This is a genomic window from Bacillus sp. GbtcB10 (assembly GCF_019091365.1).
GTDB classification, from domain to species: Bacteria; Bacillota; Bacilli; order Bacillales; family Bacillaceae; genus Bacillus; species Bacillus altitudinis.
Genome location: NZ_JAGXJP010000002.1, coordinates 623257 through 644215, shown reverse-complemented (window position 1 = coordinate 644215; position 20959 = coordinate 623257). Strand labels below are relative to the sequence as shown.

At 42.5% G+C, this 20959-nt stretch carries 24 protein-coding genes; 12 read left to right on the top strand and 12 right to left on the bottom strand.

The window, feature by feature from the left end; translation table 11 throughout:
• The first annotated feature begins 13 nt into the window (after window positions 1-13).
• The 5 genes from KVT11_RS08640 to KVT11_RS08620 all read left to right on the top strand — a co-directional run bounded on the left by KVT11_RS08640 (window position 14) and on the right by KVT11_RS08620 (window position 4623).
• Complete coding sequence (locus KVT11_RS08640) at window positions 14-409, top strand: SMI1/KNR4 family protein (protein WP_056704178.1); 396 nt, start codon at window positions 14-16, stop codon at window positions 407-409.
• Window positions 410-642: 233 nt separating this feature from the next.
• Entirely contained in the window at window positions 643-1488 is an 846-nt protein-coding gene (lipL, locus tag KVT11_RS08635; RefSeq protein WP_008343563.1) for an octanoyl-[GcvH]:protein N-octanoyltransferase, read from the top strand.
• Window positions 1489-1527: 39 nt separating this feature from the next.
• Complete coding sequence (locus KVT11_RS08630) at window positions 1528-2013, top strand: tetratricopeptide repeat protein (RefSeq protein WP_008343561.1); 486 nt, start codon at window positions 1528-1530, stop codon at window positions 2011-2013.
• A gap of 103 nt (window positions 2014-2116) precedes the next feature.
• Window positions 2117-4393: a glycosyltransferase gene (locus KVT11_RS08625; RefSeq protein ID WP_116306396.1), complete on the top strand. Its 2277-nt coding sequence runs from the start codon at window positions 2117-2119 to the stop codon at window positions 4391-4393.
• Entirely contained in the window at window positions 4390-4623 is a 234-nt protein-coding gene (locus KVT11_RS08620) for a DUF5970 family protein (protein WP_008343557.1), read from the top strand. The genes KVT11_RS08625 and KVT11_RS08620 overlap by 4 nt, the downstream gene beginning before the upstream one ends.
• 35 nt (window positions 4624-4658) lie before the next feature.
• Here the strand turns inward: KVT11_RS08620 and KVT11_RS08615 are convergent, their stop codons facing one another.
• Entirely contained in the window at window positions 4659-5459 is an 801-nt protein-coding gene (locus KVT11_RS08615) for an RsfA family transcriptional regulator (protein WP_046526748.1), read from the bottom strand.
• Window positions 5460-5701: 242 nt separating this feature from the next.
• Here KVT11_RS08615 and KVT11_RS08610 point away from each other — a divergent pair, with 242 nt between their 5' ends.
• From KVT11_RS08610 to KVT11_RS08600, 3 genes are all read left to right on the top strand, one after another.
• Window positions 5702-5923: a YuzB family protein gene (locus KVT11_RS08610; protein ID WP_003215259.1), complete on the top strand. Its 222-nt coding sequence runs from the start codon at window positions 5702-5704 to the stop codon at window positions 5921-5923.
• A 170-nt stretch (window positions 5924-6093) separates the two neighbouring features.
• Window positions 6094-7395 (top strand): HD domain-containing protein, encoded by a 1302-nt coding sequence (locus KVT11_RS08605; RefSeq protein WP_007497716.1) that lies wholly within the window; start codon window positions 6094-6096, stop codon window positions 7393-7395.
• Between the two features lie 30 nt (window positions 7396-7425).
• Window positions 7426-7926 (top strand): YwgA family protein, encoded by a 501-nt coding sequence (locus tag KVT11_RS08600; RefSeq protein WP_007497715.1) that lies wholly within the window; start codon window positions 7426-7428, stop codon window positions 7924-7926.
• Between the two features lie 104 nt (window positions 7927-8030).
• On the opposite strand, the gene KVT11_RS08595 is transcribed toward KVT11_RS08600, so the two are convergent.
• Genes KVT11_RS08595 through ssuE form a run of 8 tightly spaced genes read right to left on the bottom strand, consistent with a single transcriptional unit; the run spans window position 8031 to window position 13545 of the window.
• A complete protein-coding gene (locus KVT11_RS08595; RefSeq protein WP_217608995.1) occupies window positions 8031-8774 on the bottom strand; it encodes an amino acid ABC transporter ATP-binding protein in 744 nt (247 codons plus the stop codon).
• Window positions 8771-9481 (bottom strand): amino acid ABC transporter permease, encoded by a 711-nt coding sequence (locus KVT11_RS08590; protein ID WP_008343549.1) that lies wholly within the window; start codon window positions 9479-9481, stop codon window positions 8771-8773. The genes KVT11_RS08595 and KVT11_RS08590 overlap by 4 nt, the downstream gene beginning before the upstream one ends.
• Before the next feature lie 16 nt (window positions 9482-9497).
• Complete coding sequence (locus tag KVT11_RS08585) at window positions 9498-10340, bottom strand: transporter substrate-binding domain-containing protein (RefSeq protein ID WP_008343547.1); 843 nt, start codon at window positions 10338-10340, stop codon at window positions 9498-9500.
• Between the two features lie 17 nt (window positions 10341-10357).
• Window positions 10358-11119: an amino acid ABC transporter permease gene (locus KVT11_RS08580; RefSeq protein WP_008343545.1), complete on the bottom strand. Its 762-nt coding sequence runs from the start codon at window positions 11117-11119 to the stop codon at window positions 10358-10360.
• A 13-nt stretch (window positions 11120-11132) separates the two neighbouring features.
• Window positions 11133-11696: a GNAT family N-acetyltransferase gene (locus KVT11_RS08575; protein WP_008343543.1), complete on the bottom strand. Its 564-nt coding sequence runs from the start codon at window positions 11694-11696 to the stop codon at window positions 11133-11135.
• A gap of 34 nt (window positions 11697-11730) precedes the next feature.
• The gene (locus KVT11_RS08570; RefSeq protein ID WP_008343541.1) at window positions 11731-11985 is read right to left on the bottom strand and encodes a glutaredoxin family protein; all 255 of its coding nucleotides are present in this window, start codon (window positions 11983-11985) and stop codon (window positions 11731-11733) included.
• Window positions 11985-13010 (bottom strand): LLM class flavin-dependent oxidoreductase, encoded by a 1026-nt coding sequence (locus KVT11_RS08565; protein WP_008343539.1) that lies wholly within the window; start codon window positions 13008-13010, stop codon window positions 11985-11987. Before KVT11_RS08565 ends, KVT11_RS08570 begins: the two co-directional genes overlap by 1 nt.
• Window positions 12994-13545: an NADPH-dependent FMN reductase gene (ssuE, locus tag KVT11_RS08560; RefSeq protein ID WP_008343538.1), complete on the bottom strand. Its 552-nt coding sequence runs from the start codon at window positions 13543-13545 to the stop codon at window positions 12994-12996. The genes KVT11_RS08565 and ssuE overlap by 17 nt, the downstream gene beginning before the upstream one ends.
• Window positions 13546-13695: 150 nt before the next feature.
• Between ssuE and KVT11_RS08555 the strand changes: the two genes are divergently transcribed.
• A complete protein-coding gene (locus tag KVT11_RS08555; RefSeq protein WP_076821284.1) occupies window positions 13696-14580 on the top strand; it encodes a LysR family transcriptional regulator in 885 nt (294 codons plus the stop codon).
• 39 nt (window positions 14581-14619) lie between these two features.
• On the opposite strand, the gene KVT11_RS08550 is transcribed toward KVT11_RS08555, so the two are convergent.
• Window positions 14620-15948 carry an LLM class flavin-dependent oxidoreductase gene (locus KVT11_RS08550; protein ID WP_017368237.1) on the bottom strand — a complete coding sequence of 443 codons (1329 nt, stop codon included), beginning with the start codon at window positions 15946-15948 and terminating at the stop codon, window positions 14620-14622.
• A 374-nt stretch (window positions 15949-16322) separates the two neighbouring features.
• On the opposite strand from KVT11_RS08550, the gene KVT11_RS08545 reads away from it, so the two are divergent.
• Window positions 16323-17135: a zinc-dependent metalloprotease gene (locus KVT11_RS08545; RefSeq protein WP_210552245.1), complete on the top strand. Its 813-nt coding sequence runs from the start codon at window positions 16323-16325 to the stop codon at window positions 17133-17135.
• Window positions 17136-17187: 52 nt separating this feature from the next.
• Here the strand turns inward: KVT11_RS08545 and KVT11_RS08540 are convergent, their stop codons facing one another.
• On the bottom strand, window positions 17188-17373 hold the full coding sequence (locus KVT11_RS08540; protein WP_008343530.1) for a 2-hydroxymuconate tautomerase: 186 nt from the start codon (window positions 17371-17373) through the stop codon (window positions 17188-17190).
• A gap of 113 nt (window positions 17374-17486) precedes the next feature.
• On the opposite strand from KVT11_RS08540, the gene KVT11_RS08535 reads away from it, so the two are divergent.
• A complete protein-coding gene (locus tag KVT11_RS08535; protein ID WP_223255609.1) occupies window positions 17487-18143 on the top strand; it encodes a site-2 protease family protein in 657 nt (218 codons plus the stop codon).
• A 12-nt stretch (window positions 18144-18155) separates the two neighbouring features.
• A complete protein-coding gene (locus KVT11_RS08530) occupies window positions 18156-18674 on the top strand; it encodes a YwhD family protein (protein WP_007497712.1) in 519 nt (172 codons plus the stop codon).
• Window positions 18675-18799: 125 nt separating this feature from the next.
• On the opposite strand, the gene KVT11_RS08525 is transcribed toward KVT11_RS08530, so the two are convergent.
• Window positions 18800-20869, bottom strand: a complete 2070-nt coding sequence (locus KVT11_RS08525) for a transglycosylase domain-containing protein (RefSeq protein ID WP_116306392.1) — start codon at window positions 20867-20869, stop codon at window positions 18800-18802.
• Window positions 20870-20959 lie beyond the last annotated feature (90 nt).

Sequence of the window (20959 nt, the reverse complement as noted above, 5' to 3'; positions counted from 1 at the left end):
GAGGAGGATTCACATGATCGATGTAACCCAAATTCCATGTTTAATCATCAACAAACCAGAAACTGATATAAACATCAAAGAGGCAGAATTCCAGCTAAACATGCTGCTACCCCATGCTTATAAGACATTGCTGAAACAGACAAATGGATGTTCCGTCGAAGGCGATGTTCTTCTATACGGAACTGAGGACATAGTAGAACGCAATAAAACATGGGAAGTCCATCATTATGCCAGCGGCTATGTAGCCATTGGTGACGATGGCGGCGGGCGAGTATTTCTTATGCGGCAGGCAGAAGAAGAGAAAAAAGTGTGGATCGTCGATGCTGGTGTGATGGACCCTCAGCATGCGGAATTGGTGGCTGAAGACTTGTTAAGCTGGGTAAGTCACGGCTGTTTCATAGAAGTTTAGTCTATTAAGGAGATGATCGATTTGCCGTGGAACACATTGATCGCTGCATGCCTCGTGGTTGGGGTTCCTGTCGTTTTGATTGCAGCTGTTTATTTCATTTCGAAAAGGAAGAACAAGAAAACCAAATCCAGTTGAAAAGCTCTGTGACGTTCCTTGTCATAGAGCTTTTTTCTCTCTCATTCTCCCTCCATGTTATAATAAACACAGTTTATGAACGAGAGGATATGCAGGACATGAAAAATGAACCTATTGAGTTATTGACGCAGCCGACATGGCGAATCATAGATCAATCGAGCCTTGGTCTCTATGTAGACCCAAAGCAATCTTTTGCGATGGATGATACGCTTTGTGCGTCGGTCGGGAAAGGACTCTCACCAGCGACAGCGCGTTCTTGGGTGCACCACAATACGATCGTTCTTGGGATTCAGGATACAAGACTTCCATTTCTCCAAGATGGTGTAAAGCTTCTTGCGAAAGAGGGATATCGCGTGATTGTGCGCAATTCAGGCGGTCTTGCTGTTGTGCTGGATGAAGGCGTACTGAATGTGTCTTTAATCTTTGCGGAACAAAAGAAGGGCATTGATATTGACCGAGGATATGATGCGATGGTGGAATTGATCCGCCGGATGCTGTCGCTGTATGAGGTGGACATTGAAGCTTATGAGATTGTCGGATCTTATTGTCCGGGCAGCTATGATCTAAGCATCAATGGAAAGAAATTTGCCGGCATTTCTCAGCGTAGATTACGCGGAGGGGTCGCTGTGCAGATCTATTTGTGTGCAGATGGAAGCGGCCGGGAACGAGCTGATTTGATTCGCCGTTTTTATGAGGCGGCCTTAAAGGATAAACGGCATGAGGTGAAAGCGGTATTCCCTGATATACAGCCTGATACGATGGCATCCCTATCAGAATTAACTGGAGAACCCATTGACTGTGCGCTTCTCATGCGTCTTTTACTAGAAGAACTTCAAAAGCTGAGCGAGCAACTGACCGCTTCAGGGTTGACCACCGAGGAACAACTGGAGTTTGAGAAGAACATGACACGGATGATTGAGCGGAATGAGAAAGTGTTCTCGTAAACATATCTTTCCAGCCATCTTAAAAATAGGGGTGATGTAATGGAAACGAAACTTCTGAAAGCGATTGAACTTCGAGAAAGTGGACATCTTCAAGAATCCAATGACATGCTCATCCGTCTTGTAGAAGAGTATCCAGATCATGCCTCCATTCACTATCAATGTGCTTGGAGCTATGATGTGTTAGGGAAGGAAAAACAAGCTGTCTTTTTTTATGAGAGGGCGCTTGAGCTAGGTTTGTCTTCAGAAGAAAGAGAAGATGCTTTTTTAGGATTAGGAAGTACATACAGAACCATAGGGGAATATGAACAGTCAAAACAGATATTCCTCCATGCGATGGAAGCTTATCCGCATAATAAAGCCATTCAAACGTTTTATGCCATGACTTTGTATAATTTAAATGAACATAACAAAGCCATGGAAATATTACTGAACTGTTTAACTGAAACGACAAACGATCCTGCTATTTTGAGTTATCGAAAGGCCATTGATTTTTATTCAAATCAGTTAGATCGATTGTGGAAATGATTTATATAGACATGGAGGGGCAATGTAATGGAAGAATCCCCTCCTTTGCTATGACATTTTATATGTGATCGTCCTTTATGACATAAGAAAGAAGGAAAATGTTTTGTCATTCATCACCACGTATTACCCGCTGTTTATGCTTTGTATTTTGTCTCTGTTGTATATGATATATCGTATCCAGCCAATGGCCTCTACTGTGAAAAAAGTCATCATTGTGCTATGTGTGTTAACAAATGCTGCCTATATTTGCTGGCGCCTCTTCTTTACATTGCCGCATGAAGGTACTTTTAATGTTGTCATGGGCATTTTGCTTGTTGCCTGTGAATGCATTGGGTTTATCCAGTTGCTTGTGTTTTATACACTGGTTTGGAAGCCTTCAAATCGGAAACAAGTCATGATTAGTGATCTTGACAGGCTGCCAACAGTTGATATTTTCATAGCTACATATAATGAACCAATTGAGGTGCTGAAACGTACTGTTGCAGGTTGTTTGAATCTCTCTTATCCGAAGGAAAGCGTTCAAATTTATTTATGTGATGATGGCAATAGGGAAGCAGTAGAGCAGCTTGCTTCTGAGTTTGGTGTTCATTATCTGACAAGAACAGATAACAGATTTGCTAAGGCAGGTAATTTAAATCATGCGATGTCTCAAACGGATGGAGAGCTGATTCTGACACTTGATGCAGATATGGTCCCTCTTCCTTCATTTTTAGAAAAAACAGTGCCCTATTTTCATGATGGGGCAACTGCGTTTGTTCAAGTTCCACAGGCGTTTTATAACGAAGATCCTTTCCAATATAATATGTTCTCGAAAGATCGAATTCCAAATGAGCAGGACTTCTTCATGCAAACTCTCCAAGCTGGTAAGGATCGGTTTAATGCCGTCATGTATGTTGGGAGTAATACGGTATTTAGAAGAACGGCATTAGATGAAATTGGCGGATTTGCTACAGGAGTAATTACAGAAGACATGGCAACAGGAATGCTTCTTCAGGGGAAATTCAAATCTGTGTCTGTCGGAGAAGTATTAGCCGTCGGTCTGGCACCTGAAAGCTGGCTTGATCTGTTAAAGCAGAGAGATCGCTGGTCGAGAGGGAACATTCAGTGTGCCCGTAAGTTTAATCCATTGAAGGTTCGCGGCTTAACGCTGATGCAGCGTGTTCTTTATTTAGATGGCATTGTGTATTGGTTTAACGGTTTGTTTAAAATGATTTATATTCTCACACCGATTTTGTTTTTATTGTTTGGTATTCAAAGTTTCTGGGCAGATTTCCAGTCCGTTTTCATGTTTTGGCTGCCGGCGTTCTTTAGCTCGTATTTAGCATTTAAACTTGTGTCGAATCAAAAAAGAAGTATGTTTTGGAGTCATATTTATGAAAGTTCAATGGCATTCCACTTAGCTGGTGTGGCACTCAGTGAACTGTTCTTGAAGAAACGTGTTGAATTTCTGGTGACACCGAAGGGAATTCAAACGGACAAAAGGCATTTTCATTTGAAAACGATGATTCCCCATCTGATCTTCTTGCTGCTCTCATTGCTTGCCCTTGTGAAAATAGGTTACGATGTGAAGGTAAATGGGACGATGAACGCTGATCTTATGTTGATTAATATTTTTTGGGTGCTTTATAACGGTGCAGGCTTATTCATGGCACTGCTTGTGGCGTTTGATCGACCGCGTTATCGGAAATCAGAGCGATTTGTCATTGAAAAAGAGGGGCATCTTCGTTCTGATCATCAAGATCAGTCGATAGCTTGTTTTCTACTAGATATGAGTGATTCAGGTGCGCGTCTGTCCATTCCATTGGACCAAGCGTCTTCTCTTTATCAAGGACAAACGCAATTATTTTTTTCAGAGAATGAAAGCGTGTCGTGTGACGTGGTTTGGAGCTATCCAGAGGGAGACAAGCTGATGGTTGGTGTTGCTTTTACTGACACAAAAAAATCAGAGTATTTATCACTGATCCGTTTCTTATTCACACGAGAGCATGTAGCGGTGACGGATCGTGAGAAAAAATCTCATGCTGTTCGCACGTTTCTCCGCTTTTTAAGAGAAACGGAGAAGGTACCAAAGGCTCTGCGGCGCAAATGGATGAGAAGGCCATTGCAAGGTGTGACAGGCACGATCGCCTATGAGGACCGACTAGAAGAGAAGGTGCCGGTGATCATACATGATATCAGTTTATCTGGGTGCAAAATTGAGTTTGAAGATTCAATTGAATTAAAAGGGCAAGTGCTGATCACCATTGACACAGAATCTCTAACGGATCAGCCGGCGATTGCGATTTGGACATCACAAAAACGCAGACGTACAATGGCCGGACTCAAGTTTGTTCAGCCTGAAATCAAGCAGATAGAAGAAAGAGAGGGAGTGGTTTCTTGAAATCCAAAAATGGCGGTTACCTCTATTTACTATGGCTTCCTGTCATCATAGGAGCCGGTTACGGCATTTCGCTTTTCGTGCCGTTTCTTCAGCCTGTACTGACGCTTGGTATCGCAGGGCTTTATATTTTTATCTTTGGTGATTTTCAGGTGAGGCAAGTTAGGTATATTTTTATGTTCGTCTTCTTGATCAATGTCCTTTTTAGCGTGATGCTATTTTTGGATATTTAAAAAAGTGCTTCCCGCAGGTGGGGAGCACTTTTTGGTTATTCTGCCATTTTTTCAAGGTTGCCGTTCCGGTCCATTTTAAAGGTTGGTGCGGCACTGTCGTCCTCTTCAAACAAAACTAGTTTTCTTGCACGGTTCATGATTTTGACGAGTGTTTCATAATCTTCTTGAATGGTGAGCTGATCCTTTTCAAGCTTTTTCACTTCAGCTTCTAGCTGCGACACTTTATGTGAAAGTTCATTGTTTTCTTGTTTTAACCGGCTGTTTTCCATCCGTAAGGCAGCTGATTGCTGTCCATCGCCTTCATAGCGGCGTAAGAAATCAATGATATCCTCAATGGTTAACTCTTGGCGCTGCCCAAATGGATTGGCTTCTAGCTTTTTCTCTGTCACTTGAGAAGCCTGTGACAATAAATGTGATAAACTAGCTAACTCTTCATTGTAGCTTTGATCCACAAACTGAAGCTGTTCGGCTGTTTCGGCTGCAGGTGCAAACGTTTCTTCTTGTGCAGGTTCCAGTTCTTGAGAGAACTCTTCCTGTGTGATCGTTTCTTCAACTTGCGGCTGATAGAGCAAACGTTTTTTCGCAGGTTGCCCATTGCCGAGTGCACGCATGCGTTGTTTACGCTGTTTTTTGGCAAGTGCCAATGCTTTTTCATATTGATGTCTCACGACAGCATTCCATCTAAATCCGCATGCCGCTGAGGTACGGTTTAGCTTGTCTCCCACTTCTTCAAATGCGTTCAGCTGTGTACTGCCCTCTCTGACGTGACGTAAGACGGTTTCTGCCAGAAGGAGATCATTTTCCTCTGACCAAGCATCTTGTCTTTGTTTTGACATGTGTTTAAACCCCCATAAGATTTGATGGTATTAGATTAGCCAAGTTGAAGAAGGTTTATACAAGTTTGCTAAAAGGATAGTGGAAAATACTAGCTTTTATGTGAATACGTCTCTGTGCTGACAATGCGTCTTGCAACTCCAGTCGCTTCGATGTACAATGTTGGGTGGTATATTATTCACTCTTAGTTGTCCAACTGTTTCATATAGAATGAAGTTTCATCATTGAAAGGAAGCGTAAGAACATGGCTAATGAGTTTCGCGTATGTGACGATTGTGATGCGACGAACCTAAAAACGTTATTGCCTCGACTTAAATCGGTTGACCCTGATGCAAAAATTGAGATTGGCTGTCAATCGTATTGCGGTCCAGGACGAAAAAAGGCTTTTGCGTTTGTGAACAATCGCCCATTATCCGCACCAACAGAAGATGAGTTACTCGAAAAGGTTCAAAAAAAAGTCAAATAAATGTCACTGAATGTGTTCAGTCGACCTAAAAAGAGGTCCGTCCCTGTCAGGTCGGGCTTTTTACGTCCGTTCAATCTATGAGAACACATTCGCCAGCAAATTCAAGGATGTTTTCGGGAAAAGTTACCCGATATAATAGAAACACGTCTTAAAAAAAGAGGGACGAAACGATGGCGTATCCAAAAGGGAAATTATCCGAAGAAAAGGTATTTAAAGATCCTGTGCACCGCTATGTTCACGTACGGGATGCATTGATATGGGATTTAATCGGAACGAGAGAGTTCCAGCGCCTTAGACGAATTAAACAGCTAGGCACCACTTATTTAACGTTTCATGGGGCAGAACACAGCCGATTTAATCATTCACTCGGTGTATACGAGATTGTCAGACGAATTGTGGATGATGTGTTTAAAGGAAGACCCGAATGGGATGAAGGGGAGCGTGAGCTTGTACTGAGTGCCGCCCTGCTTCATGACCTTGGACATGGTCCGTTTTCTCATTCCTTTGAAAAGGTCTTTCATTTAGATCATGAATCGTTTACAAGAGATATCATTTTAGGGCAGACGGAAGTCAATGAAGTGCTGCGCCGGGTCAGTGACGATTTTCCAAAGCATGTAGCAGAAGTCATTGCCAAAACGTATCAAAACAAACAGGTGGTCAGTTTGATTTCAAGTCAAATTGATGCCGACCGAATGGATTACTTGCAGCGCGATGCTTACTATACAGGCGTCAGCTATGGTCACTTTGATATGGAACGTATTTTACGCGTGATGCGTCCAAGAGAAGATCAGATTGTGATGAAACAGAGCGGGATGCATGCCGTAGAGGATTATATTATGAGCCGCTATCAAATGTACTGGCAAGTGTATTTCCACCCAGTGACACGCAGTGCGGAAGTCATTTTAACAAAAATCCTCCATCGTGCAAAAGAGCTGCATGAAACGGGATATATTTTTACACATGCCCCGGTTCATTTTTATTCAATTTTTGAAGGAAATGTCACCACAGAGGACTATATTAAGCTGGATGAATCCATTGTCTTATTTTATTTTCAGGCGTGGGAAGATGAAGAAGATCACGTGCTGGCTGATTTGTGCCGCCGTTTTATGAACCGCCGTTTATTCCAATATACAGAGTTTAATCCTAACGAAGAAATGACGAAATATTTCAAGCTGACTGCTTTGTTCAAAGAAGCAGGAATTGATCCTGACTATTATTTAGTGGTCGATTCTTCCTCTGATTTGCCTTATGACTTTTATAGACCGGGCGAAGAAGAAGAGCGGCTGCCGATCCACCTTTTGACGCAAAGTGGTCATATTAAAGAACTGTCGAGACAGTCAGATATTGTTGACGCCATTTCCGGTAAACGAAGAACCGATCATAAACTTTATTTCCCGATGGACTTAATTGTAGATATGTCGGAAAAAGCTGAAGAAAAGAAGGCGATCATGAAGCTGCTTGGATTGGGATAAGGAAGTACTGAAAAAGGAGATGTCGGGAATTTGTTGAAAGAGCATGCAAAGTTGATGAAGGTGTTCTCTGAATCTGGGGAAATCGTTGGACGGAAGAAGCTGCAAAAAATGATTTACATAGCAAAAAAGCTAGATTTGCCTTTTTACGAGAAATACGATTTTCATTTTTATGGCCCCTATTCAGAGGAGTTGACGCTCAGAATTGAAGAGCTGTGCAACCTTGGATTCTTGGACGAAATGAAGGAAAAAAAGGGCGGATACTATCAATATCGTTATTCGCTGACGGACAATGGGAAAGAGTTTCTCGATCAGTGTGAAGTGGACATGCCTGACCTCAAAGTGCTGACGCAGCAGATGAATGAGCAATCGTCTCGTTTTCTAGAGCTTGTCTCAACGATTTTATACTTTGATGATCTGCCAAAAGATGAGGTAAAGGAAAAGGTCTTCACCATTAAAAGCAAGCAGCGCTATACGGACGAAGAATTTGAGGCAGCCCTTGCTTATATTGATCAGTTGAAGGAATTGAACTAACGACAAGAACCAGTTTGTGATAGCCAATGGCTAGAACAGACTGGTTTTTATTTTGCACGCATATAGAAACAGAAACAAGTCGACCTCATGGATCGACTTGTTTTTTAGGAATGATGATAAGAAAATCTTGCTAAAAATTGTTTCGTCCGTTCTTCTTTCGTCTGTTCAAAGACTTCTTCTGGTGTGCCTGATTCGACAATCACACCATCTTCCATGAAAATGACCCTGTCGGCAATATCATAGGCAAAGCTCATCTCATGCGTGACGATGATCATGGTGACGCCTGTTTGTGCCACTTGTTTAATGACGTCAAGTGTTTCACCTACAAGCTCGGGATCTAAAGCGGAGGTCGGTTCATCAAACAAAATGACCTCCGGATTCAATGCAAGTGCTCTTGCAATGCCTACTCGCTGCTGCTGTCCGCCAGATAATTGATGCGGATAGGCATCTTTTTTCTCTAGTAACCCTACTTTTGTGAGCAACTGGAGTGCTGTGTCATAGGCTTGGTCTTTCGGTTGTTTACGGGCAATGACTAAGCCTTCCATGACATTCTCAAGTGCTGTTTTATGAATAAACAGGTCGTATTGCTGAAAGACCATGGCTGTTTTTCTGCGAATTGCTAGAATGTCTTTCGGTTTTGCTTGATTGAATGTGACAGTGGTCTGATCAATGCTGATTTCACCTTGATCCGCACGCTCAAGAAAATTTAAGCATCTGAGAAATGTTGATTTCCCAGAGCCGCTCGGACCTAAAATGACAACGACTTCGCCTTTTTCCACCGTTAAATCAATTCCCTTTAGAATCTGGTTTTGACCGAATGCTTTATGCACTTGTTTGATGTGAATCATGCGAACCGCCCCCTTTTACTTTTGTGTACATATTTCTCATATCCAGCAGTGATGGCTTCAATAGAGGCACACAAAGCCCAGTAAATAAGGGCAACAGCAATGTATGCTTCAAGATAACGGTAATTCACATTGGCTTTGATTAAAGCGCCGTTTAAAATATCGACCACAGACACCATAGAGACGAGAGAAGAGGCTTTGATTAAACTGATGAGCATGTTGTTCAGTAAAGGAAGAGAGATGGGAAAGACTTGTGGAATGATCACTCTTCGCAACACCTGCCTGCCTGTGAAACCAACGGATAGAGCGGCATCAAATTGACCCTTTGGGATGGACGCAAGAGAGCTTCGAAATATCTCTGATAACCCGCTGACGGCATATAAAGAAAGGGCGAAAATGGCAATCCATCGTCTATCTAAATCGCTAAAACGGATGGGCAACGAAAGAGATGCAGCCAATTGATCGAGCGAATCGGAAAAAATAAGATAAGATACGAGCAAGATTAATACAACAGGAATGGCTTTAAAAATCGCCACAAACCATTTGAACAATGGAGACAATACAGGCACTTGATAAAAACGGATAAGGGCAATACCAAAGCCAAAGATGGAGCCGAATACTAGCGGAAGAAAGCCTAATAGCAGCGTCGTTGGCAAATAATGAAGTGCGGCTACAAAGGCCTGAAACATAAAAGCAACGTCAAAATCCACTCAGATCGCTCCTTTCTTATGATGTAGTAAAGTCTCCGCCCAATATTTTTTTAGACAATTCAGCGAGCTTGCCGTTATCAATCAGTTTTTGCAGGGCTTGATCAATGTCCTTTTGAAGTTTCGTATTGTTTTTTTGGTATAAATAATACGTTTTAGATACGTTTACAGGCTTTCCGGATGTCACAAGATGAGCATTGAACTGTTTGTTTAGCTTATTGACGTCATACTTTGTGAGTAAGGCAGCATCGACCGTGCCATTCTGCAGGTTTTTGACTAAAATTTCGTTCCCGCCATCCCCGTAGACAATGTCAATTTTCCGATCATGCTTTGCGTTATATTGCTCTAGAAGATAAGCGAAATTACTTCCTGTAGAGGTGTGCACTTTGTGTCCAGCTAAATCGTCCAGGCTTTGAAAGTCATGACCGGATGCTTTATTTACCACCACATAGCTTGTATAATCTGTGTAGCCAACTTTTCCAAATAGATATTTCTTCTGACGCTCGTCATTGATTTCATATTGGTGTGCAGCGAGATCAACTTTACCGGCATCTAAAGCAGGCAGAATATTTTTAAACTCAAAGGATTCATATTTAAACTTATATTGTGGCAGCAGCTGATCCACTTCATCTAATACAGCCTTCTCGTAGCCTGTTAATTTGCCGTTTTCATCTAAGTAAACGAAGGGTTGATAGGCGTTCCCTGTCCCGATGACGATTTCTTTTGCATCTGGGTCATTATTGTTTGCTTCTGCTTTGATTTCATCCGATTGCTCATTATTTCCGCAGGCGGCAAGGAGCAATGAACCAAGTAGAAGCAGGCCGATGATGTAATGATTACTGAATATTCTGTTATTTTTCATGTAAATTCCTCCTCAGTTTATTTTGCACGTTTTTCTACAGTAAAGGCCGCTTCGGCTCTTTTTAAGGGAAGCAATGCCGTCTGACGCTGTTTTTTTGTTTTCGGTGTATTGATCCGTTTTTCCAATAGGTCAAATGATTTTTCTAACACCATACTTAAAATGATAAATATAACGGCAGCAATAAAGTATCCTTCTAATACGCGATAGTATAAAGCCCCTAATGTTTGAACCTTTCCGATCATGTCCATCACACCTAATGTAAAGGCGAGGGAGGTATTTTGTAATAAGTTGACAATGGCCACGCCGATATTAGGTAGGGCGATTCTCCCTGCTTGAGGAATAAGCGTTCTTCTATAAATCTGCCATTTCGTCAGTCCAATCGAGGCGGCCGCTTCATATTGAGATGCTGGGACACTCGATAGGGCAGATCGGAATATTTCTGAAAAATACCCAGCTGTATTGAGTCCATATGTAATATACAGAAAGATCAATTTGTTCCACATGGAGATATCAAGCCCTATTGTTGCAAGCACACCAGGCAGGCCATAAAACACAATAAACATTTGAACAAGGATAGGTGTTCCGCGAATAAATGAGACATAAATTGCACTGAGCTGATGCAGGATGGGAATACGCTCAATTCGAAAATAAGCAAGAATGAATCCAAGAAAACTGCCAATCAAAGTGGCAAATAAAACGATCAGTAAGGTTGTTGGAAGAGCTGACAATACTTTAGGGAAGAGTGTGACGACATACTCCCATTTGAAAAACTCCCCCATGTTGAATCACCTCCTATGTTGAAGTCGTTTGGACTTTTTCTTCTGAGGGCGGTGCGCCTAATATGGCGGCATCGAACCGTTCAGGGATGAGGACTTTATACATTAATACACCTAAGTCGCCATTATCGGCTTCACGTTCAATATATGCTGTATAGCCTTTTCGTTCGTACATCTCTAGAAGCCAGGGGTGTTTCCGGCCAGAAGTACCCAGTGTGTATGCTGGTGCTTTAAATGTCTGCCGGAGCAAGGTGTTTTCTACATAATCGAGCAGCTTATTTCCGATCCCTTGACCGGCTAAATCAGGAGCTGTGGCAAACCACCAAACAAATGGATAGCCTGAAACCGGTTGAGTGCTCTCCCACGGAAAACGTATGGTGATGGTTGATATGAGCCGCCCGTCTCGTTCTAACACAACAGCAACGGATTGTTTGATGTTTTCTGTGACCATTTCAAGTGTGGCGTTCGTGGATGGCCAATCAATGCCCATTTCTCCAAGCGGTTTAAATGCACTGGACAGCAATTCTAGAAAAGCCGGTGCATCTTCTTCGGTAGCGATGCGAAAAATATCTCGACTCATGACAAACCTCCAATCAAAAGGGTAGTGTGTAATGTCAGCTCAACGCTTTTCGTAAAGCATCGATATCTGGATTCAGCAATGCTTGATACACGTGGGGATCACGGCTGATTTCTACTACTGGCACGTAACGGACGCCGTATTTTTCTTCTAAAATATTTCTGTAATGATCATGTTCTGTTACATCAATGGTTGAATAAGTAATGTGCTGTTCGTTGAAATAGGACTGAATGTCCTGACAATAGCTGCATCCATTTTTGCTCCATAAAATGATTTTTTGATTATTTGACATTAGACGCTCACCTCTTGGTTTATTTGGTTTTTGGCTGTTAGTTCATGATCAAATGCTTCTTTTAATAATGTGATAGACGCTATTCTTGCCTCAATGTCTACAATCGGAGATAGCACAATGAACTCATTGATATCATATGTCTCGGCTAGTTCAGTCAGCCGGTGATGAACGGTTTCTTTTGTGCCAGCGGTATAACCGGTTTTTTGAACGTGAATGTTGTAGTGTTCCTTGTTTGTTCCTTTCACCAGCTTTTCTGCATCTTCTAGTGACGTCACATTAAGCTTTCTTCCATCGGAAAAGGAGACCTTTACTGTTTCCTTTTGCTTGATGTACGAGAGGGCTTGTTCATGGTCTTCTGCTACAGATACGGTGATGGCGAGAAGAAATTGCTGGTGGGTGTTCTGTGTCTTGAATTTTTGAAAAGTCTCTCTTGCTTCTTTTAATAATGCGTCATCCCCGTTAATAAAATAGGCAAACACAAAGGATATCCCAAGTTTTGCTGCGAATTCCGCGCTCTCAATACTGCCGCCTAGAAGGAACATGTCGGGTGATACGCTAGGAATTGGCTGAGCATTTAACTCATTTGCTTGTTCAGTAAGATACGTTTTGAGATCCACTAATTTTTGAGAAAAGTCTTTCCGTGACGCTTGATAATCTTCCTGAAGCGCTTGTGTCGAGAGGTTCAACCCTCCTGGTGCTTTCCCAACGCCTAAATCGACTCTGCCAGGCGCTAGTGATGCCAGTACATGAAATGTTTCAGCCACCTTAAACGGGCTGTAATGCTGAAGCATGACACCGCCAGACCCAATTCGCAAATGGTTCGTTTTTGCTAAAAGATAACCAGCGAGGGCTTCAGGGGATGATCCTGCCACTTGAGAATTATTGTGATGTTCAGACACCCAAAACCTGTGATAACCAAGCTGATCTGCTGCTTCAGCCAATCTGACAGTATGCTGAATACCCGTCTCTGCTTTCTCGTTTTCACTGACGAGGCTTTGATCAAGAATACTAAGGGTGAGCGACATTGGCTGTTCCTCCTATTAGACTTTGATATTGAGATAGTGCGAGGTTTAATCTGTTTGTGGCATCTGGATCAAGCACATAGCTATCTGAATCCTGCTTTGAGACCTGTTGATCGACAACATACACGCCAGATTGAACGACGGTTGCACCGAGTTGATGAATGATCGGTTTAAGTGCATATTCAATGACGAGCAAATGTCCGTATGTTCCTCCTAAAACAAAGGGAAGAACGGGTTTCCCTTGTAACGCTTTCTGGGGGAGTAGATCTAAAAAAGTTTTTAAAATACCGGAAAAAGACGCTTTGTAGACAGGTGTTAACACAATGACACCGTCGCTCTCATTCACAAGCTCAATGGCTTTGACAATGTCTTCGTTTGAAAAATCTGCTCCTATTAAGGCACTGCTAGGAAGCTGGTGGACTTGAATGACATGAACATCAATCCCATGTAACGCCAAACGATGATGGATGTGTTGCAGGACACCGGTTAACCGAGATTGGACGGAATGCCCGCCTGCTATAATCGTTACTTTTGCCAATTCGTCTCCTCCATTTCTGATAATTCCTTCTAAACAACTTGGAATAGTTGATAATATAAATTATAATAAGGCAAACCAATAGAAAAGTATAATTAGTAATCATAAATACACGATTCAGATATTTAAAATACAGGGAGAAGAGGGGTTTTCATGGAGATTCGAGCGATACGCACCTTTGCCACGATCGTGAAATACGGAAATTTTTTAAAAGCAGCAGAAGCGCTGAATTATTCTCAGCCAACCATCACTTTGCACATCAAACATTTAGAAGAGGAAATTGGAGAGAAGCTTCTAGAAAGAGGGAAGACCTTAAAGTTAACAGCATCAGGACAGCTTTTTTATGAAAGAGCCAATTCTTTACTCAATGAATATGAGAAATTGACGAAAACACTCCAAGATTTAGAAGTGGGCATTGCGGGGTTCATTAGAATCGGTGTTTCTGAGCCTACAGCCAGCTTAGAATTTCCTGCACTTATTGCAGAATTCAAGGAAAGGTTTCCGAATGTAGAATTTTCTGTGCAAGTAGCGGATGCGAATACGTTGAGTTCCTTACTTTCTCATGATGAGATTGATTTTGCGATTTGCGGAGCACCAGAAGCTTCGATGGAGAATAGCTATAAGCCTCTTTTTCAAGATGATATCGTGCTGCTCGTCCCGTCTTCCCATCGATTAGCGGAAAAAAGGGTAGTGGAGGTGACAGATTTAAAGGATGAGACCATTTTATTCACGCCACACAATTGCCCCATCCGTATTCAAATCGAACAACAAATCGTCGATGTCATTGGGACCAATTACAATAAGTTAGAGATTACGAGCAGCATGTCCCATAAACATTATGTTCAGGCTGGATTAGGTGTCTCTCTTTTTACACGAACTGCTCATTCCTTTACCCTTCCAGGCACCAAGGTATTAGAGATAAAGGGCATTCATGTTTCCCCGCCAGTTGGTCTATTGAGGAAAACAAATGATTCGCCAGGAAGAGCCGTACTTCAATTCATTGATCTCATCGAAAATCGACTGCATCAACCAACATGAAAAGAGGGGGAGCCTTTGAGCTAACCCCTCTTTTCATGTTTATTTCACGGTTTGTTTAAGAAACTGATTCTTCTTAATAGGCAGACCCAAATTTTCACGAAGGGTATGAGCTGGATAATTCGGGTCGTAATATCCTCTTTCTACTAATATCGGAATGACGTGCTCCGTCCATTCAGATAAACCGCTTGCTAGAATAGGCGCGCCAAAAATAAATCCATCTGCGGCATCTTCTTCGATCCATTGGATCAGCTGGTCTGCCACTTGTTCATAAGTACCGAAAAAAGCACTTTTGGGAGTGGTCACTCGTAGAGCGACTTCTCTTAAGGTCAAGTTTTGTTCTTTCGCCATTTTTTTAATCGATTCTGTTGTGGATTGAAAGCTGTTTGAACCGGCATCACCGATATCAGGAAATGGCTCATCAAGTGGAAATTGACTGAAGTCCAAGTGATCAAAGAACCTGCCCAGGTAATGAAGGGCTTCTTCAATAGAGACCAGATGTTGAATGGCTTCATATTTTTCTTCTGCTTCTTCGACTGTTCTCCCTGTAATCGGGTGGATGCCAGGGAAAATTTTGATATCAGCTGGATTTCTGCCCAGCGCTGCGGCTCTATTTTTCACGTCGCGGTAATATGCTTTCGCCTTCTCAAGTGAGTCTGCATTCGTAAATACTGCGTCCGCTTCTTTTGCGGCTAGATCCTTTCCTGCCTCTGACGCACCTGCCTGGAAAATCACCGGTTGCCCTTGTTCAGATCGTTCGATATTCAAAGGACCTTTGACAGAAAAGTGTTTGCCATGATGGTTTAATGTGTGCAGTTTATCCCGATCGAAGAAAACCCCTGTTGATCGATCTCTTATAAAAGCATCCTCTTCCCATGAGCTCCATAGGCCGTTCACTACTTTTAAGTATTCTTCTGCAATTTCATACCGAAGTGAATGGCTTGGATGCGGACGAATGATGTGGTTTTCAGCAGAGCCTTCAAGTGGGGAAGTCACAACATTCCATCCGGCCCGGCCTTTGCTTAATTTATCTAGGGATGCGAATTGCCGTGCAATGGTAAAGGGCTCACTGTAAGAAGTGGATACGGTGCCCACAAGTCCAATCTGTTTGGTGACCGCAGCAAGAGCGGATAAGATGGTTAATGGTTCAAATCGGTTCAAGAAATGAGGAATTGAATGTTCATGAATATATAAGCCATCTGCGACAAAGACAAAACGGAAACCCGCTGCTTCTGCCTTTTTTGTCATTGCTTGATAATAATCAATGTTCACACTTGCATCTGCTGGAACGGATTCATCCTTCCATGCATTCATATGACCTCCTGGACCATGTAACATCAATCCAAATTGTATGTGCTTGTTTTCAGACATGTGGATCGTCCCTTCTGTTTTGAAGTAGCATTGTTTTTATGTTCTTCATCATAAGGGAGATTCGCAGAGAAGTATAATTGGTATCAGTAAAGTCTGACTTTATCTTTTCTAATATCAATTTTTTCTCCCTTATATGATGTGGCTGGGTCTATGACATCATTTTAGAAAAAGGCGGATGATTACTATGTAAATGACCCAGACCAAAAGTGCTGTTTTTTGATGAAATGTGTGTCAAAATATCCGAAAAATTAGTGAAAATGACATGTTTCGACTTTCTTCCTGTATATCCAATTCCCTGTTTTTGACTGAATAGAAGGAAAATGGTGAATTTTCAGTGAATATATAACCTTGTGAAAAACAAAGGAGGGATAGGAATGAAAAAGCGTTCAGTCTTTTTGTCATTTTTATTGGTAGGTAGTTTGTTACCGGGGGTAAGTTCAGCTTCAGCACCAGTTGCAAGTGCAGGTCATGGGCATGATCATGGTCATGCACCGTTCGAAACACATATTAGTGAAGGGTTGCCAAAGGCAAGCGATTTTAAAGATTTGACGAAGGCACCTCCTATTGAAAGAGATGTGACAACAAAAATTTTAGACGAGTCTGGTAAACAGGTAGGGTCTAGAACCTTTAAAGCAAATACAGGAGATTCGATTTCAACAAAAGCTAGTACAGGCAGTCAGAAAGTGACCGTCTATGCAGTAGCTGATGCGCAGTATCGTGCGAAATATAGTGATTGGCAGACGCGCATTGTCAGCATCATTGAGCAAGCGGATGTGACATTTAACCGTGATCATGATGTGGACTTTGTCGTACAAGCCGTAGGATCTTGGACGTCCTCAGGATCAAATGCATCACAAATTTTGTCCAACCTTCAGCGCAGCTTTGATGGCAGAGGATACGATTTTGTCACAGGATTTACAGCAAATCCAAACTTTGATGCTGGCGGAATCGCTTATGTTTACAATAGTGCACCGAGCGGAAGTGCATTCAGTGTCAACCTTGATCAAGGAACAGCGAATACAGCAAAAGCGGCTACACATGAATACGGCCATAACTTTGGTTTGCCGCATGACCCTCAAGGCAGCGGAATTGTCTGCTTAATGAATTATGATTATTCTTACACTGTCGATTACTTCGATGCGGCTCATAAAAATCAAGTGAACCGTAATAAAGCTTGGTACAGATAAGGTAAGAGACAAAAGGACAAACACCGAAAAAGTGTTTGTCCTTTTTATATGCTTACAGGTCGCTCATTCGCTTTCCTGCTACAGCATAATGTTCTTTTTTCATTTCTTCAATAATGACAGAGACTTTTTCTGCACCTGCGCCTGTTGTTTCAACAACGGCATCTGTGACTTTCTCCACAAGAGCTCTTTTCTGCTCATCTGTTCTTCCTTCAAGCATTTGAACGGTGATAATTGGCATGGCGAAAACCTCCTTTTTCCTTTCATGCTACGCTTCCCTTTAGTTTAAGGGACTTCTTATAGTATACTGAATGAAGTAAATCATTGTATAGAAAGAAAGAGGGATTCATGCCTTTGGACCAATTTCTTGTTTATCCATTAGAACTGATTCCATATGTCGCCATTACGCTTGTTGTGGCTTTTACGATGCACGAGCTGGCGCATGCATATGTTGCGTATCGTTTTGGAGATCCGACAGCTAAAAATCAAGGCAGACTGACGCTCAATCCATTGAAGCACCTTGATATTTTCGGGACGATCTTGATCTTTGTGGCTGGGTTTGGCTGGGCGAGGCCTGTACCTGTGAATCGGTACCATTTCAAAAACCCGCGCTTAGCAGGAATTTGCGTCTCGATTGCTGGCCCATTAAGTAACTTGGTGTTGGCGTTTCTAGGCTTTTTTGTGTATGTGCTTCTTCAGAAATTTGGCGGGGAGTCGCTCATGCGCTTTGAGCCGGGGATCGATTATTTCTTCCAAATCTTTATTAACTTGAACGTGATTTTGTTCCTATTTAACTTATTACCGATCCCGCCGCTGGATGGATATCGTATTATTGAGGATGTTGTCAGTCCCGGCATCCGTGCAAAGATGACGCAATTTGAACAGTATGGAATTATCATTTTCCTCATCTTCGTCATCACACCGCTAGGTCAGTTTGTTTTTGGTCCGTTGATCGGAATGCGTAATCAAATTATTGACTGGTTCAATCTTATTTTTAAGCCGCTGCTTTAGGAGGTCTAATGAATGGAAGGTAAAAAGAAGAAACCAATTGGTTTTAATATCATTAAAAAAACAGATGCAACGGATGGGCATGGAGGTTTTGGGGCAGGTGCCCTCAGCCTTGATAATATCTCGCCAGTCATCATTGATGTGGAGGAAAAGGAAGCCGTCATTGATATTGGTGCGATGCATGCAAGAAGTGCCGTCGAAAAAGGAATTAAATTTTTAAAAACCAAAGAAGAGGTACCTAACGGAAAACCGTATTGGCTCGTATGGGTGACGATTGACCGTAGAGAAGAGGGGCCATATTATGCAGGAGTCACAGCTTGTGAAATGACGGTTGACCGCTCGATCCGCAGAGGATATAAGTCACTTCCTGAGCATGTGAATTTAATGGATAAATCCATGAAGCGTAAAATCGTTGTCAGTCATATGGATGATGGTTCGAAAAAGGTGCTCGCTGATTTCTTGAAGAGTCACAATGAGGCGTTATGGGAAGCATCCACAGATGAATTAAAAGAAGGATTGGCTGTTCCTGAGTAATTGTGAAATTTTTGTGAAGAATGATGAATGGATACCAATTCCAGTCGTTTTTTCAGTAAACTGGTGTTAAAGCTAGGACATGGAGAATCCCGAGATGCAGATCTCGGGGTTTTTCATGTCCATTTTTAACGTTTCAGCCACTTTTCCCACCATTTCTTAGGCTGTTGATCCTGAGCCGTGTCTTGCTCAGATGCTTTGTTCTCGGCACCATAGCAGACACCGGTCGGCTCCGTTCCTTCTATAAAATAGGTAAATACCTTTGATTCGCATCCTGGGCCTGCGAGATCACCGGTTTTTGGATTGATATATACGCCTTTTACACCGTCTGGCGGCATGAAGGAGGAGGCTGGCTGGTTTGAGAGGGCTGATTCCATAAAGGAAGCCCATATCTTTTTCGCATAGGCGGTTTCTTTGACCGAGTCAATGGTGCGTCCTTTATCATAGCCGGTCCACACACCTGTGACGAGCTGGGGAGAGAAGCCGATCATCCAGCTGTCAGCGCCTGTCGTCCCTGATTTTCCTCCATAATTTCTGGTAAGATCTTTTGAAATGGTACGTCCTGTGACACTTGTATAGCCATTTAATTGATCATTGAACATCCCTGACATCATGTCAGTGGTGACAAATGCTGCTTTTTCATCTAGTACTTGCTCTCGTTTTTGTTTCTCCTCAAATAGTACGTTGCCCTTTGCGTCCGTTACTTTCGTAATAAAGGTTGGTTTGACGCGTTTTCCTCCATTGACCAGCATCGCGTAAGCATTGGTCATTTCGATTGGTTTGACAGGTGAGGTACCTAGCGCAAGTGAAGGCACTTGATCTAGTTTTTCGTGAATCCCAAACGCCTTGCCTGCACGTACGAGCTGTTCCATTCCTAAAAACAGATGGGTTTTGACCGCATAAATGTTATCAGATAGAGCCAAAGCCTGAAGCATCGTAATACCGTCATTGGCGTAATAGCCGTGATAGTTGCTTGGTGAATAAGCAGCGCCGCTTCCTTGCTCATCCAGTTCAAAAACGGTTTCCTCACTGCGCATCACCGTTGCTGGTGTAAACCCATTTTGCAAAGCCATGTAATAGAGAAGTGGTTTCATTGTTGAACCGGGCTGTCTTTTCGCTTGTGTGACCCGGTTGAATGGGCTTTTCTCGTAATCTCTTCCCCCGATGAGTGCAAGCACATGCCCTGTTTGGGGATGGATGGCGGTTAAGCCAATTTGGATACCTGATTCAGAATCCATGATGTTGGTTAAAGTCTTTTCAGCGATTTTTTGTAATTCAGGTTGTAAGGTCGTTTCGATATGAAGACCATACGTTTCAATTTGTTCCTCGGTTAAACCCAGCGTTTGTTTCAGTTCGCGAATCACATCATCATAAAAATACGGGGCCTGCTTTGCTTGCAGCTGCTTTTGCTTGAGCGGGCGATAGGACAGCTTTTCCTTGCTGGCATCAGCAGCCGCTTTTTTTGTGATCATGCCATCCTCTTGCATTTGCTTTAGGATCATCTTTTTTCTTGCTTCGGCTCTTTCTTCGTTCACATAAGGGGAGTAGAGAGAAGGCCCCTTAGGAATACCGGCAAGCAAGGCAGACTCAGCTAAAGTTAAGTTCTTTGCTTTTTTTCCAAAGTAAAGGCGGGATGCCGCTTCCACGCCGTATGCGCCGTGGCCATAATATATGGTGTTCAAGTATCCTTCCAATATCTCATCTTTTGTATAGTTTTGTTCTAAGCGGATCGTGTAAAAGGCTTCATTCCACTTCCGCTTCCATGTTTTATCATGATCTAAATATAAATTTCGTGCGTATTGCTGGGTGATCGTGCTGGCGCCTTGTACTTTTGCCATTGCACGAATATCTGCCACCGCAGCACCTGCCATTCGTTTCACATCAAAGCCGTGATGCTGATAAAAGGTTTTATCCTCAACCGCGACCACTGCCTGCTGTATATGAGGAGACATGTCCTTTAACGGAACCCAGTATCTCTTTTCTCCAAAGCTCGATTCGCCAAGTTTAGACCCATCGGCTGCATAAATGGTCGTGGATTGGGGAACTTGAACAGAGGGAGCGCCTTGCCACTTAGCAAGTAAAAGAATCGTCAAAAAGACTGTGCCTGCAAATAGAAAAGCGAGCAAGCCGATAAAAAAACAGGCCCGAATCGTTTTCACGGTCATGCGGATTTTTTTATTACTCATGATTGTGTCCATGCAAAGCCCCCATTTTGACGATTTTTTATCAGTATGGGACAAAGAAAACCGTTTTAAACAGGCGACTGCAAGGGTGCGCTTTAAAAATGA